Source organism: Paraburkholderia sp. BR14374, from assembly GCF_040948685.1.
Taxonomy (GTDB): Bacteria; Pseudomonadota; Gammaproteobacteria; order Burkholderiales; family Burkholderiaceae; genus Paraburkholderia; species Paraburkholderia youngii.
This window is the reverse complement of the sequence record NZ_JBFPKF010000003.1, coordinates 498,030-512,867: the sequence shown is the minus strand read 5'-3', so window position 1 is coordinate 512,867 and position 14,838 is coordinate 498,030. Positions and strand designations below refer to the sequence as shown.

The window sequence follows — 14,838 nt, the reverse complement described above, 5'->3', positions numbered from 1 at the left end:
TGATCGCGCGTCATTTCAGCGGCGCGCCGTTGCCAAATGTCGTCCCCGCCTTCGCGGCACGCGCGCGCTGCAAGGCGAGCGCGGCAATCGCGGTGTCCTGCGCGCCGGTTCCGGTCAGATCGCAGATCGTCACGTCGGTGTCGCTCGTGCGGCCCGCCGCCTGTTTGGCTATCACCTGACCCAATTCGACGATCGCCGCATCGTCACGCATCGTGCCCGCGGCAATCGCGTGATGCAGTTCGCCGAGCACCCGCGTTTGCTGCGCGCGGTCGCACACGTAGCGCGCCGCCGCGAGCGCGGCCGGCGCGATTTCGTTCTTGTGTTCGGCGTCCGAGCCCATCGCGGTGATGTGCAGACCCGGATGCAGATCGGCGGCTTCGAGGAGCGGCGTGCGGCTCGGCGTCGTCGTGATCGCGACGTCCGCTTCGGCAAGCGCGTCGTAAACGCTGGCCGCGACGTCGCAGCGCACGCCGAGCGTGTTGTTCGCTTCTGCTGAGAAACGTAGCGCGCTCGCCGCGTCGCGCGCCCACACTCGTACGTGTTCGACGCGGCGCACCAGCATCAGGGCGCGCAGTTGCAGGCGCGCCTGCTCGCCCGCGCCGATCACCGCGACGTGCGGCGTGTTGGCTTTCGCGAGCCAGCGCGCCGCGACCGCGCCGGCGGCCGCCGTGCGTATCGCGGTCAGATAGCCGTTGTCGAGCAGCACCGCCTCGGTCAATCCGGTCTTCGCCGACAGCACCAGCATCAGGCCGTTCAGGCTCGGCAAACCAAGCGACGGGTTATCGAAAAAGCCCGGACTGACTTTGATTGCGAAGCTGTCGAGGCGCGGCAGCCAGGCCGTCTTCACATCGACTTCGCCGTTATGCGCTGGCAGATCGAGCCGCAGGATCGGCGGCATCGCGACCGCTTCGGTCGCGAGCGCGACAAAGGCGGCTTCGATCTGGTCGATAGCCGCGAGATCGAGCGGCACGAGATTGCGAAGCTCGGCTTCGCCAAGGAGCGTGATCGAGGTCATGATGCGGTATGTGGGTTCGGTGGCGGTTCGGCTTGCGATGTTTCGTTGCCGACGATCCGCCGATGCAGATCCATATCGATGTTCGCGCCCGTCACGACGAGCACGAGCGGCCCGCGCGCGATGCGCTCAGCCGGCAGCGCGCGATCGAGCACCGCGGCAATCCCCACCGCCGCCGCGCCTTCGACGACGAGCCGTTCCTGCCGATACGCATGCGCGATACCGCGCGCGATCGACGCCTCATTCAGCAGCAGGGTTTCGTCGATCAGATCGCGCGTCAGCGCATACGTGTAGCGGTTTTCGAGTCCAATGCCGCCGCCGAGCGAATCGGCGAGCGTATCGACTTCCTCGACCAGCACCGGCTGACCGACCGCGAGACTCGCGTGCATCGCGGCGCCGCGCGCCATCGTCACGCCGGTCAAACCGATCGCGGCACTCGTGCTTTTCGCGGCGAGCGCGATGCCGGCAAACAGCCCGCCGCCCGACAACGGCACGACGATGTTCGCGACATCGGGCAAGGCCTCGACGATTTCGAGCCCGATCGTCCCTTGTCCAGCGATCACGCGCGGATCGTCGAATGGCGGCACGTAGGCATAACCTTCTTCGCGCGCGAGTCGCAATGCTTCGTGCTCCGCCTCGTCCTGGCTTTGGCCGGTAATCCGTACGTGCGCGCCGAGTGCGCGGACCGCATCGACCTTGTTGGCGGGCACGAGACGCGACAGACACACGGTTGCATCGATACCGAGCGCGCGCGCCGCATGCGCAACCGCGCGGCCATGATTACCGGTCGATGCGGTCACCACGCGAGTGCAGCCCCGCTCGGCCAGTTGCGCGAGCGCATTGGTCGCGCCGCGCAGCTTGAAGCTGCCGGTCGGCTGCACGGTTTCGAGCTTCAGATAGACCGGCGTGCCGGCGTGCGCCGACAGGCTCGGTGATTCGACGAGCGGCGTACGGCACACGCGGCCGTCGATACGGCTGCGCGCGCGGTAAATGTCGGCTAACGACAGATCGGCTGACGGTGGAACGGACATGCGCGAGGCCCTGCATCAAAGTGGTCGATTCGCTATTCGATGCGGGCACGGCTGTCGCAGATAAACGCAGTGATTCGCGGCCGCATCGTTTTCCATGCAGCCCAGTCTAGTGTTCTAAAAAAGGATTTTTATTGTCCTAGTTCATTTCGGTCAGCGCCCACGCAATTCGCGCACCCGCGCGATCAGGTGAAATCGTGCACCTGCGGGTATTGCTCGAACACATCGTGCATCGTTTCGAGCGCGGCTTTGTAGGTGTCTTCGCTAACCTCGGCGCCGACGCAAACGCGCACCGCATTAGGCCGGTCCGCGTCGCGCACGAGGAATGGATCGGGCGACGTCACCGCGATGTCGCGGTTGCGCAGTTCGCGCACCAGCCGGTCGGTGCGCCAGTGATCGGGCACCCGCAACCATGCCGACAATGCCTGCGGATGCGCGCCCAGGACATATTTACCGAGCGTCTGCTGCAATTGCGCCTGACGCCGCCCGAGCCGTTCACGCTGAATTTCGACGAGCCGCGCGGCCGTGCCGTCGACGATCCAACGCGTGGCGATCTCGGCCATCGGCGGGGTCGCCATCCAGCTGCTCACGCGCAGCACGCTCTCGGCGCGCAGCGCGAGCCGGCGCGGCGTCGTCATATAGCCGATGCGCAAACCGGCCATCACCGACTTCGTCAAGCTCGTGCAGTAGAACGACAGCTCGGGAATCAGGCTCGAAATCGGCGTGGAATGTTTGGCGGGCAACGGGCCGTACACGTCGTCCTCGATCACGTAGACGCCGTAGCGTTCGGCGATTTTCGCAATCGCGCGACGCCGCGAATCGGGCATCAGCGCGACGGTCGGGTTGTTCAGCGTCGGCGTGCAGACGAGCGCGGAGATGCGCTCGCTGTCGCACATCTCTTCGAAGTGTTCGGGGTGTATGCCGTACTCGTCGATTTCGAGGCCCTTCAGCGTGAAGCCGAGCACGTTGGCCGAACCTATCACGCCGTGATCCGTCAGGCTTTCGCACAGCACGGTGTCGCCCGGTCCCACCAGCGAAGCAAGCGCGAGAAAGATGCCGTGCGCGGCGCCGTTGGTGACGAGCAGCGTATCGGCCGAAGCCGGCATGCCGAGCGATGCGAGCCACGCAATGCCCGCCTGGCGATGATGCTCGAAGCCCGCGATCGGCCGGAACGCGCGAATCCACGGTTGATCGTCGAGCGTCGAGAGCGTCGCGCAGACCTTGCGCCACATCGCATCGTGCTCGGACGTGTGAATGATGCGCGCGATCGAAAAATCGACCACCGAGCGCTCGGCCGTATCGAGCATGTAGCTCGACATCGTTTCGGTGACACGCGCCGCGACGAAGCTGCCGCGCCCCACCTCGCAGCGGATCAGCCCTTGCCGCTCCAGTTCCTTGTATGCGTTGGTCACGGTCTGCACACTGATCGCGAGTTCGGCGGCGACGTCGCGCTGTGGCGGCAGGCGCGCGCCCGGCGGCAGCGACGTGTTCTCGATGTCGCCGGCAATCGCCTTGACCAGCCGCTTGTATTTCGACTCCACGCCGTGCACCGCGCGCACGGCCTCGCGCCATTGCTCGATCACCGTTGCTCCTCCGTTTATCGCGACGCCGGCTCCGTTTGGAGTCGTGTCGTCTTGCCTGATCTCCAATAGTGAGGCAAAAACGGGGCGGAAAATAATTGTCCTAGAGCAATTGGGGCGAAAAAATGTGGGGTGGGATGCAGGCGATTTGGTTCATCGCCTGAGCACAGTCACCGCGGGAAATCGCGTCAGATACTGAACGTCTCGACTGGCGCAGGTCGTTGTGTTCCCCCCGCGCTATAGCAAACCCGCAATATGCATCAGCACAAACACGATCGCCCCTCCCGCGATCAGCACCAATGCATTGATACGCGTCCTCATCACGAGCACGGTCGCGATTGCCGCGGTGAGCCACGCAATCCATCCGCCTTCGAGGTCCTTGATCAGCACATAGACGGCCGCGAGAATCAGCCCGGCGGCCACGGGGCGCAATCCAGCCTGCAACGCATTCAGCCAGCGCGCGCCTTCGTGCCGATTCCATACGTGCACGACGCCATACATCAGAAACGCCGTCGGCCCGAATAGCGCGACGGTCGCGACGAGCGCGCCGCCGACGCCGCCGACCTGATAGCCGATCAGCGTCGCGAGCAATGAGCCGGGACCGGGCGCGAGCCGCGCGATCGCGAAGTCGCTGAGAAATTGCGCATGGGTCATCCAGTGATGCACGTCGACGACCTGGCGTTGCACTTCGGGGATGATCCCCTGCCCGCCACCGACGGTGACGATCGACAGCGGCGCGAAAACCGAAAACAGCGCGATAAGAGTTCTGAGCACGGCGGAAGCTTTAGTGGAGTTTGAGTTGTGGCGACACAAGCCGATCAGGGCTGGCGCGCCTCGCGCACGTACTCGTAGCCAACGCTCAACGCGCCGGCGATCAGCACGGTCCACACCAGCGACACGCGAAACACCGCGGCGGCCGCGAACGTCGCGAGCAGCACCAGATAGGGGAACACGCGGCGCGGCAAGCGGCGCGCCGCGGTGATCGCCATCGACAGCGACAGCCCGATCGCACCGGCCGCGGCGCCAGCGAGCGCGATATGCGTGAGCGGAAACGACGCGATCGCCGAAAAGAACGCGCCCAGCAGAATGATCACGACGGCAGCCGGAAAAATGATGCCGAAAAATCCCGCGACGGCGCCGCGCCAGCCGAGCAGCCGGTAACCGATCCAGATCGCCAGATTCTTCACGTTGACGCCGGGCAGCGCCTGCGACAACGCGAGGCCGTTGAGAAATTCGTCTTCGCTCATCCAGTGCCGGTCGTGCACGAACTCGCGCATGAACCAGCCGCTCAAGCCGCCGCCAAAACTCGTCAGACCGATGCGAGCGAAGATCAGAAAGAGGCCCAGCGAGGTCACATCGCGAGGCGGTGTGTGGTGTGGCGCGTCATCTTCGGGTGCCGATACAGGGCCGCTGACGTGGTGCCCGTGGATGCCTTTGGCCAATGCTCGTCCTTAGTCGTTTTGATCGTGCCGCGCTTGCCGCGCGCCCGGCATGATAGCCGCAGATGTCCCCGCTGACGCAGCCGATGGAGCAGACGCAGCCGAAGGCGAGGAAGCCGCAGACGCAGCCGACGATGCAGCCGCCGCCGGATGCCGCGGATCATGCAGATCACCGGTCGACCACCCGCCGCCCAGATCGCCAAACAACGACGCCGCGTGCAGCAAGCGCGATTCCTGCACGTTCAGCGCGGTCTGCCGTGTGGTCAGCTGCGTCGCTTGCGCGGTCGCGACCGTCGTGTAATCGACGGTGCCCGCCTGGTACTCGTTGAACGCGATCTCCGCGCCTCGGTCCGCATCGCGCACCGCCGTTTCGAGCACGGCCGCCTGCTCGGCGAGAATGCGCAGGCCGGACAGATCGTCCTCGACGTTCTGGAACGCGCCCAGCACCGTGCCGCGATAGTTGGCAACGGCCGAGTCGTAGGCCGCCTTCGCCGCATCGACGTCGGCGCTGCGCAGGCCGCCGTCGAACAGCGTCTGGGTCGCGCTGCCGCCGAGCGACCACACATAGTTCGCGACCTTCAGCAGACCGGACAGCGGCGACTGCGTGAACCCCGCCGCGGCCGACAGCGAGATGTCCGGGTAATACGCGGCCACCTGGACGCCGATCGCCGCATTCTGCGCGGCCATCTTGCGTTCGGCGGCGGCGATGTCGGGCCGGCGTTCGAGCAGCGTCGACGGCACGCCGACCGGCACTGACGGCAGCGCCGGCATCGCGGTGCTATGCGTGATCGACAGCTCCTCCGGGTTCTTGCCGACCAGCACCGCGATCGCATGCGCTTGCTGCGCGCGCGCGACGCCGAGCGCGATCAGATCGGACTTTGCGGTATTCAGCTGGCTGCGCGCGGTGATCACGTCGCTCGGCGGAATGGTGCCCGCGCGATCCTGCTCGGTGACGACGTCGAGAGCATGCTGATATGCGACGACCGTTTGCTGCAGCAGGTCGATGTTCGCGTCGCTGGTGCGCAATTCGATGATCGCCGTTGCGAGCGCGACCTGCTCGGAGAGCGTCGCATTCGCGAGCGTCGCTTCGCTCGCTTGCGCGCTCGCGGCGTTTTCCTCGACGGTGCGGCGTACCTGGCCCCACAGGTCCGGCGCCCAACTCACGTTGCCTTCCAGCGAACCCGAATTGACGATGCGCGTCGACGTACCATTGACGAAGCTTCCCGCTGCACTGACCGAACCGCTGCTCGCGCGTTCGCGCGTCGCCGAGCCGGTCGCGCCGATCGTCGGGAACAGCGCCGCGTGCGCGGCGCGCACTTCGGCGAGCGCTTGCTGGTAGTTCGCGTAGTCCGCGCGCACGGTCTGGTTCGACACCGCGACGAGCGGTTCGAGTTCGTCGATCAGCGGATCGTTGAACGAGGTCCACCACGTGCCCTTCGGGCCGGTCGCGTTCGGCTCGGCCTGGGTCCAGCCCGGCAGCTCCGAGTACGTGGCGGGAACGCTGACCTGCGGCCGGTGATAGTCCGGGCCGACCATGCAGCCGGCGTTGAACAGCGCGAGCAGCGCGACGGCGAGCGTCGTGACGCCCGGCAACCCGGCGCGCGGCCCCGTCATTCGCTCAGAAGAAATCTTCATCGTCATGCCTTCGTATCCGGTTGTCCCGGCGTCGCGTCGCGGTTCCAGCGCAGCCCCGCGGACCATCTGACGAGCCGTGCGCGCAGACGGTCGAGATACAGATAAATCACCGGCGTCGTATAGAGCGTGAACATCTGGCTCAGAATCAGCCCGCCCATCACCGTGATACCGAGCGGCTGGCGCAGCGAGCCGCCCTGGCCGATGCCGATCGCGAGCGGCACCGCGCCGAGCACGGCCGCGAACGTCGTCATCATGATCGGCCGCAGACGGATCAGCGCGGCCGCGTGGATCGCGTCGCGCGCGGGCATCCGTTCGTGGCGCTGCAACTGGATCGCGACGTCGACCATCATGATGCCGTTCTTCTTGACGATACCGATCAGCAGGATGATGCCGATCATCGCGATCACCGAGAACGGCGTGCCGAAGATCAGCAGCGCGAGCGTCGCGCCGATGCCCGCGGACGGCAGCGTCGACAGGATTGTCAGCGGGTGGATCGAGCTTTCGTACAGCACGCCGAGCACGATGTAGACGACGCCGAGCGCCGCGAGAATCAGCAGCGGCACCACGCCCATCGACTGCGAATAGGCCGCCGCCGCGCCCGCGAACGAGCCGTGAATGCTCGCGGGCATGCCGATGTCGCGGATCGTCTCGTTGATCGCCGCGCCTGCCTGGCTCAACGACCCGCCGGCCGGCAGGTTGAACGAGATCGTCGCGGCGACGAGCCCGCTCTGGTGGTTCACCTGCGTCGACGTATGGCTGTTCCGGTACGACGTCAGCACCGAAAGCGGCACCATCGTTTCGGCAGCCGTACTATCTGCGCTGCCGGTCGAGCTGCCGCCCTTGCTATTGGCGATGCTGTTGTTGGTCGCGTTCGACTGCGCGTCCGAGTTGCGCGAGTTCGTGTTCGACGATGCGCTGGCCCTGGTCGCGCTAGTCGTCGCCGACACCGTGCCATGCGGCATCTGCGTCGCGGCCGTGCCGGTCGGATTGCCCGCGGACGCGCTCAGATAGATCTGGCTCAGCGTCTCCGGATACTGCCAATACTCGGGCGCGACCTCCATCACGACGAAGTACTGGTTCAGCGGGTTATAGATCGTCGACACGGTGCGCTGGCCGAACGCGTCGTACAGCACATTGTCGATCTGGTTCGGCGCGAAGCCAAAGCGCGCGGCGGTCGCGCGATTGATCGTCAGGTAGGTCTGCAGGCCGTTCTGCTGCAAGTCGGAGTTCACGTCGAGCAGCCGCCCGCGCTCCTTCGACAACGCGGCGGCGAGTTTCGGCGTCCACGCGAACAGTGCGGCGGAATCGTCGCTCGTCAGCGTGTACTGGTACTCGGCCGCCGATTGCCGCCCGCCGATGCGCAAGTCCTGCTGCGCCTGCAGAAAGAGCCGCGCGCCCGACACTTCGTCGAGCTTCGGACGCAGGCGGTTCACGACCTGGGTGGCCGTCGCGTGCCGCTCCGACAGCGGCTTCAACTCGATGAACACGTTCGCGGTATTGAGCGCGCGCCCGCCGGTAAAGCCCGCCACCGACTGCACCGCCGGATCTCTCTGCACGATCGTTTGCAACTGCGCGAGCTTCTTCTGCATCGCCGTGAACGAAATGCTCTGGTCGGCGATGATCTGCCCGATCACGATGCCGGTGTCCTGCTCGGGGAAGAAGGTGGCGGGCACCAGCTTCAGCATGAACACGTTGCCGACCAGCAGCGCGAACAACAGCAGGATCACCAGCAGCGAATGATCGAGCACGGCCGTCAGCGAGCGCGCATAGACATCCTTGAAGCGATCGAACTGCCGCTCGATCCACTGCGCCCAGCGCGATTTCGAATGACCCGTGTTGTCGCGGCTCAGCACGTACGCGCACATCGCGGGGGTGACCGTCAGCGAGATCACCAGCGAGATCAGGATTGCGATCGACAGCGTGATCGCGAACTCATGAAACATCAGTCCGACGATGCCCGGAAACAGAATGATCGGCAGAAACACCGCGATCAACGACAGGCTCATCGAAATCACCGTGAAGCCGACTTCGCCCGCGCCCTTCACCGCGGCCTCTTTCGGACTCAAGCCCAGCTCCATGTGCCGCACGACGTTTTCGAGCACGACGACCGCGTCGTCGACGACGAAGCCGGTGCCGATGGTCAGCGCCATCAGCGACAGGTTGTCGATGCTATAGCCGAGCAGATACATCGGCCCGAAGGTGCCGACGATCGACAGCGGCAACGCGACCGCCGGAATCAGCGTCGCGCGCGGCGACTGCAGGAAGATGAACACGACGCCGACCACCAGCAGCACCGCGATGAACAGCGTGCGCTCGGTATCGCCGACCGACGACGTGACCGACTGCGAGCGATCGATCGCGACATCCACGTGCACGCTGCTCGGCAACGTCGCTTCGATCGCCGGCAGTACGTTGCGAATCTGCTGCACGGTGCTGACCACGTTGCTGCCCGGCATCGGATAGACGATCACCAGAATCGCCGACTTGCCGTTGAAAAGCCCCGCATTGCGGATATTTTCGTTCGAGTCGCGCACCTGGGCGACGTCGCGCAACTTCACCGGCGCGCCGTCGCGATACGCGACCACGAGGTCGCGATACGGCGCCGCGTGCGTGATCTGATCGTTCGAGGTGACCACGTAGCGCTGATCGCCGACGTCGATATGCCCCTTCGCGCTGTCGGCATTGGCCGCGCTGATCGCCGCGCGCACGTCTTCCATGCCGATGCCGTAGCTATTGAGCTTGCCCGGCTGCAACTCGACGCGCACGCTCGGCAACGCGCCGCCGCCGAGCGTGATCTGGCCGACGCCCTGCACCTGCGACAACTGCTGCTGGATCACCGAATCGGCGGAGTCGTAGAGTTGCGCTTTGGTCAGCGTGTCCGAGGTCAGCGACAGCACCACGATCGGCGCGTCGGCCGGATTGTACTGGCGGTAGCTCGGATTGCTGCGCAGCGTGGTGGGCAGATCGGCGCGCGCGGCCTGGATCGCCGCCTCGACGTCGCGCGCGGCGCCATTGATGTCGCGCTTCAGACCGAACTCGACGATGATCATCGACGAGCCGACGTAGCTGATCGAGGTCAGCTCCTCGACATCGGCGATCGTCGCGAGCCGCCGTTCGAGCGGCTCGGCCACCGTCGACGCCATGATGTTCGGGCTCGCGCCGGCCATGTTGGCCTGCACGACGATCACCGGAAACGCGATGTTCGGCAGCGGCGCGACCGGCATGCGGAAATAGGCGAGCGTGCCGGAGATCAGAATCGCGATCGCGAGCAGCGTCGTCGCGACCGGTCGCCGGATGAAGAGCGCCGGGATGTTCACCGCGTGCCCTCCGCGCCGCCTGCGTTGCGCCTAGCGCGCTCGGCGCGCCAGCGGTTCACGCGCGTGGCCATCCGGTCGAAGAACAGATAGATCACCGGCGTGGTGAACAGCGTGAGCACCTGGCTCAGCGTCAGACCGCCGATGATCGCGAGGCCGAGCGGGCGGCGCAGTTCCGAACCGGTGCCGGTGCCGAGCAGCATCGGCAGCGCGCCGAGCATTGCCGCGAGCGTCGTCATCAGGATCGGGCGGAAACGCAGCAGCGACGCCTCGAAGATCGCCTCGCGCGGCGCCTTGCCGTGATTGCGCTCGGCGTCGAGCGCGAAGTCGACCATCATGATCGCGTTCTTCTTGACGATGCCGATCAGCAGCACGATACCGATGATGCCGATCACGTCGAGATCCATCCCCGCGAGCATCAGCGACAGCAATGCGCCGATGCCCGCCGACGGCAGCGTCGACAGGATCGTGACCGGATGGATGAAGCTCTCGTACAGCACACCGAGCACGATATATACGGCAACGAGCGCGGCGATCAGCAGGTAGACCTCGCTCGATAGCGAATCCTCGAACGCCGCGGTCGCGCCTTGCAGCGACGACGTGATCGACGGCGGCAGGTCGATCGCCTGCTCGGCCTCGCGAATATCCTTGACCGCGGTGCTCAGCGACGCCCCCTTCGCGAGATTGAACGAGATCGTCACCGACGGGAACTGCGCAAGGTGACTGATCACGAGCGGGGCCTTCCTGATCTCGATCTTCGCGATGCCGGACAGCGGCACCTGACCCGTGCTGCTGGTCTGGCTCGGCAGATACAGATTGCCGATCGATTGCACGGTCGGCATCGACTCCGGCTTCGCGACCAGAATCACGCGGTACTGGCTCGACTGCTCGAAGATCGTCGACACGATGCGCTGGCCGAGCGCGTCGTACAGCGCGTTGTCGATCGTCGCGGGCGTGATGCCGAAGCGCGCGGCCAGTTGCCTGTTTACTTCGACGTTCACGCTGAGGCCGTCGGTGTTGAGGTCGCTCTGCACGTCGGACAGCGACGGAATCTGCTTCAGACGCGCGACGAGTTCCGGCACGTACTTCTGGAACGCCTGCTGGCTCGGTCCACGCAACACGAAGCTGTACTGGTTCGGCGACACGGTCGTGTCGAGTGTCAGGTCCTGCTCGGGCTGCATGAAAAGCTTCACGCCCGGCACATGCGCGACTTCCTGCGCCAGCCGGCGCGCGATTTCCTGCGCGTTGTCTGACCGCTTGTCCTTGTCGCGAAGATTGATCAGGAAGCGGCCGTTGTTCAGCGTCGCGTTGGTGCCGTCGATGCCAACGTACGATGTCAGCGACACCACGTCCGGGTCCTTCAGGACCGCATCGGCGAGCGCGCTCTGCCGCTTCACCATCGCCGCGTACGACACCGAGTTGTCGGCGACGCTGATGCCCTGGATCACACCGACGTCCTGCACCGGAAATAGCCCCTTCGGAATCACCACATACAGGATGCCGGTCAACACGACGGTGGCGAGCGCGACCATCAGCGTCAGCGTCTGATGGTCGAGCACCCAGCGCAGGCCACGCTCGTAGGTGGCAAGCGTCTTGTCGAACAGGCGCTCGCTGATGCGCTCGAAGCGGCTCGGATGCCGCTCGGCCTGCGCGCGCAGCATCCGCGCGCACAGCATCGGCACCACAGTCAGCGACACGACCGCCGAAATCACGATCGTGACCGCGAGCGTCACCGCGAACTCGCTGAACAGGCGCCCGATCACGCCGCCCATGAACAGCAGCGGAATCAGCACCGCGATCAGCGAAATGGTCAGCGACAGAATCGTGAAGCCGATCTGCCCCGCGCCTTCGAGCGCGGCTTCGAGCGGCGACATGCCCTCTTCCAGATAGCGCACGATGTTCTCGATCATCACGATCGAGTCGTCGACCACGAAGCCGGTCGCAATGATCAACGCCATCAGCGACAGGTTGTCGATCGAATAGTTGAGCTGGTACATCACCGCGAGCGTGCCGATCAGCGAGACCGGTACCGAGATGCTCGGAATCACGGTGGCGGGCACGTTGCGCAGGAACACGAAGATCACCGCGACGACCAGCACGATCGCGAGAATCAGCTCGAACGCGGCGTCCGCGACCGACGCGCGAATCACGCCGGTACTGTCCGACACCACCGTCACTTTCATGCCGGCCGGCAGCGTCGATTCGAGCTGCGGCAGCACCTTCATGATCTGATTGACCGTCTGGATCACGTTCGCGCCGGGCTGGCGCTGCACGTTCAGCACGATCGCGGGCGAGCCGTTGTACCACGCGCCGCGCTCGACGTCCTGCGCGGCCTGGCTCACGCGCGCGACGTCGCGCATGTAGACCGGCGAGCCGTTCTGATAGGCGATCACCGTGTCCAGATAGTCTTTCGGGTCGGTGATCTGATCGTTGCCGTTGATCGTGTAGTCGAGATCGGGGCCGTCGAAATTGCCCTTCGGCTGGCTCACGTTCACGTAGCTGAGCAGCGTGCGCAGATCGTCGATATTGAGGCCGTAGGCGGCGAGCTTGTGCGGGTCGGCCTCGACGCGGATCGCGGGCACGTTGCCGCCGCTCGTCGTCACGACGCCGACCCCCGCCACCTCCGAGATCTTCGTGCCGAGGCGATTGTTCGCGACGTCCTCGAGCTGCGTCAGCGACATCGACTTCGACGTGACCGCGAGCGTCAGAATGGGCTGGTCGGCGGGATTGACCTTCGCGTACGTCGGCGGCGCCGGCAGGCCCGATGGCAGATAGCTGTTCGCCGCGTTGATCGCCTGCTGCACGTTCTGCTCGGCGATGTCGAGGTTCAGCGACAGATCGAACTGCAGCGTGATCACCGACGCGCCGTCCGAGCTGTACGAGGTCATCTGCTGCAGGCCCGGAATCTCCCCGAGCTGCACTTCGAGCGGCGCCGTCACGGTGGTCGCCATCACCGTCGGGCTCGCACCCGGATAGAAGGTCTGCACCTGAATCGTCGGATAGTCGACGTTCGGCAGCGACGACACTGGCAGCACGCGCATCGCGATCAGACCGATGAGCACGAGCGCGATCATCAACAGCAGCGTCGCGACCGGGCGAAGAATGAACAGGCGGGAAATGTTCATCGGCGCGGGGGTCCGTTACGACGAAGCGGCTTCTGACGCGGCCGCCGCGGGCGATGCCGCCGCGCTCGACGCCGGCGCTGCTTCGGACGCCGCGGCGGGCGCCTTCGGGCCGGCGGCGGCCGCGCCGCTTGCCGCGGCGGCGGACTTCGGATGCGCCGGCTCGATCTTCGCGCCGTCGTTCAGACGATCCGTACCGTCCGTCACGACCTGGTTGCCGGCCGCGAGACCCGACTCGATCACCGTATTCCTGCCGTCGCTCGGGCCCAGCTTGACCTTGTGCACGGACACCGTACTGTCCGGATTGACCAGATAGACGAAGTCGCCCGGCGCGCCGGACTGCACCGCGGCGCTCGGCACGAGCACCGCGTTCTGCATCGTGTCGACGAGCAGCTTCACGTTGACGAACTCGTTCGGGAACAGCGCTTCGTCGTCGTTCGCGAAGGTCGCGCGCAACGTGACGGTGCCGGTCGCGGTCGCCATCTGGTTGCTGACCGCGTACAGCGTGCCGGTCGCGATCTCGCGCGAATTGTCGCTCGAATACGCGGTGACCGGCAGCTTCGCGCCGGTGGACAGACGCTGCACGATCGACGCGAGCGAATCCTGCGGCACCGTGAACTGCACCGTGGTCGGCTTCACGGTCGTGATGACGACGATGCCGGTCGTCGACGACGCGGTCACGTAGTTGCCCGGATCGACGAGCCGCAAGCCGACCTTGCCCGCGATCGGCGCGGTGATGCGGCAATACGCGAGGTCGAGATCGAATTGGGCGATGTTGGCGAGATCGACCTTCACCGCCGCTTCGTCCTGCTGCACGAGAAACTGCTGATCCGCGTAGGTCTGCTGCGCGATCGACTTGCGCTCGTTCAGTTGGGTATAGCGCTCGAGATCGGCGCGCGCCTGCGCGAGCAAAGCGCGGTCTTTCGCGAGCGTCGCCTCCGCCTGCTGCTTGCTGATCTGGTACTGGCGCGGATCGATCTGCGCGAGGAACTGTCCTTTTTGCACCTCCTGGCCTTCGTGATAGCCGACCTCGGTCAGATAGCCGCTCAGCTGCGGCAGCACGGTCACGGTCGCGATCGGAATGACGGTGCCGAGCTCGCTCAGCGTGACCGGCATCGAACCGAGCGTCGCCTGCGCAACGGTGACGACGATCGCCGCGTTCTCGCGCGCCGGCTTCTTGCGCGTCAGCAGATGAACCACGACGAGCGCGACCAGCACGAGCAGGACAACCGCGAAGATGATGAGCCCGCGTCGCGAGCGCTTTGGCGGCGGGGACACGGTTTCGCTCATGTTGATCTCCGGGAACGGATATTGGTGTCGAGACTCGGCTGGAAGCTCGTCCTCTGACGGGACTGCGCAAAAGTGACACGGTTCGCGCGCGTTGTCATCAGTCGAAGCCCTCGGTACTGTTGTTATGAAGACGTAAGAAAGCGGGACGCGACTTTGGTGTCGGGCATGCGTGAATGTAGCCGGCTTGCGCAGGGCTTGAGTTACAGGGGGTGCAACATGTTGGCGGGTGAAAGGGTTGGGGTGTCGATCAGGCGGCGCGCGGGCGGCGGACATCCGCATGGGTCGAGTTTTGAGCGCGGCGGGACATCGCAACATGCGGTAACAGACGACAGCCAAATGAAAACCGGGCCGTCCGTCCAGAGTCGTCACATTCGTCCGATATCATCGCGAGCCAGCGTCGCGCGCCGCGACTGTCACG

General features: G+C 65.4%; 9 protein-coding genes. All 9 read right to left on the bottom strand.

Annotated features, from left to right (window positions below; translation table 11 throughout):
• Window positions 1-10: 10 nt before the first annotated feature.
• Window positions 11-1,015: a cyclodeaminase gene (locus AB3X86_RS09485; protein ID WP_368595748.1), complete on the bottom strand. Its 1,005-nt coding sequence runs from the start codon at window positions 1,013-1,015 to the stop codon at window positions 11-13.
• The gene (eutB, locus tag AB3X86_RS09480; protein ID WP_368595747.1) at window positions 1,012-2,043 is read right to left on the bottom strand and encodes a hydroxyectoine utilization dehydratase EutB; all 1,032 of its coding nucleotides are present in this window, start codon (window positions 2,041-2,043) and stop codon (window positions 1,012-1,014) included. Before eutB ends, AB3X86_RS09485 begins: the two co-directional genes overlap by 4 nt.
• A 182-nt stretch (window positions 2,044-2,225) precedes the next feature.
• Complete coding sequence (locus tag AB3X86_RS09475) at window positions 2,226-3,623, bottom strand: PLP-dependent aminotransferase family protein (RefSeq protein WP_176378678.1); 1,398 nt, start codon at window positions 3,621-3,623, stop codon at window positions 2,226-2,228.
• Between the two features lie 234 nt (window positions 3,624-3,857).
• Window positions 3,858-4,394 carry a chromate transporter gene (locus AB3X86_RS09470; protein ID WP_368595746.1) on the bottom strand — a complete coding sequence of 179 codons (537 nt, stop codon included), beginning with the start codon at window positions 4,392-4,394 and terminating at the stop codon, window positions 3,858-3,860.
• Between the two features lie 44 nt (window positions 4,395-4,438).
• Entirely contained in the window at window positions 4,439-5,062 is a 624-nt protein-coding gene (locus AB3X86_RS09465) for a chromate transporter (RefSeq protein WP_176106903.1), read from the bottom strand.
• Window positions 5,063-5,071: 9 nt separating this feature from the next.
• Window positions 5,072-6,700, bottom strand: coding sequence for an efflux transporter outer membrane subunit (locus AB3X86_RS09460; protein WP_368595745.1), 1,629 nt, complete (start codon window positions 6,698-6,700; stop codon window positions 5,072-5,074).
• Complete coding sequence (locus AB3X86_RS09455) at window positions 6,697-10,011, bottom strand: efflux RND transporter permease subunit (protein ID WP_368595744.1); 3,315 nt, start codon at window positions 10,009-10,011, stop codon at window positions 6,697-6,699. The genes AB3X86_RS09460 and AB3X86_RS09455 overlap by 4 nt, the downstream gene beginning before the upstream one ends.
• On the bottom strand, window positions 10,008-13,133 hold the full coding sequence (locus AB3X86_RS09450; protein ID WP_368595743.1) for an efflux RND transporter permease subunit: 3,126 nt from the start codon (window positions 13,131-13,133) through the stop codon (window positions 10,008-10,010). Before AB3X86_RS09450 ends, AB3X86_RS09455 begins: the two co-directional genes overlap by 4 nt.
• A 15-nt stretch (window positions 13,134-13,148) precedes the next feature.
• Window positions 13,149-14,420, bottom strand: a complete 1,272-nt coding sequence (locus AB3X86_RS09445; protein WP_368595742.1) for an efflux RND transporter periplasmic adaptor subunit — start codon at window positions 14,418-14,420, stop codon at window positions 13,149-13,151.
• Window positions 14,421-14,838: the final 418 nt, after the last annotated feature.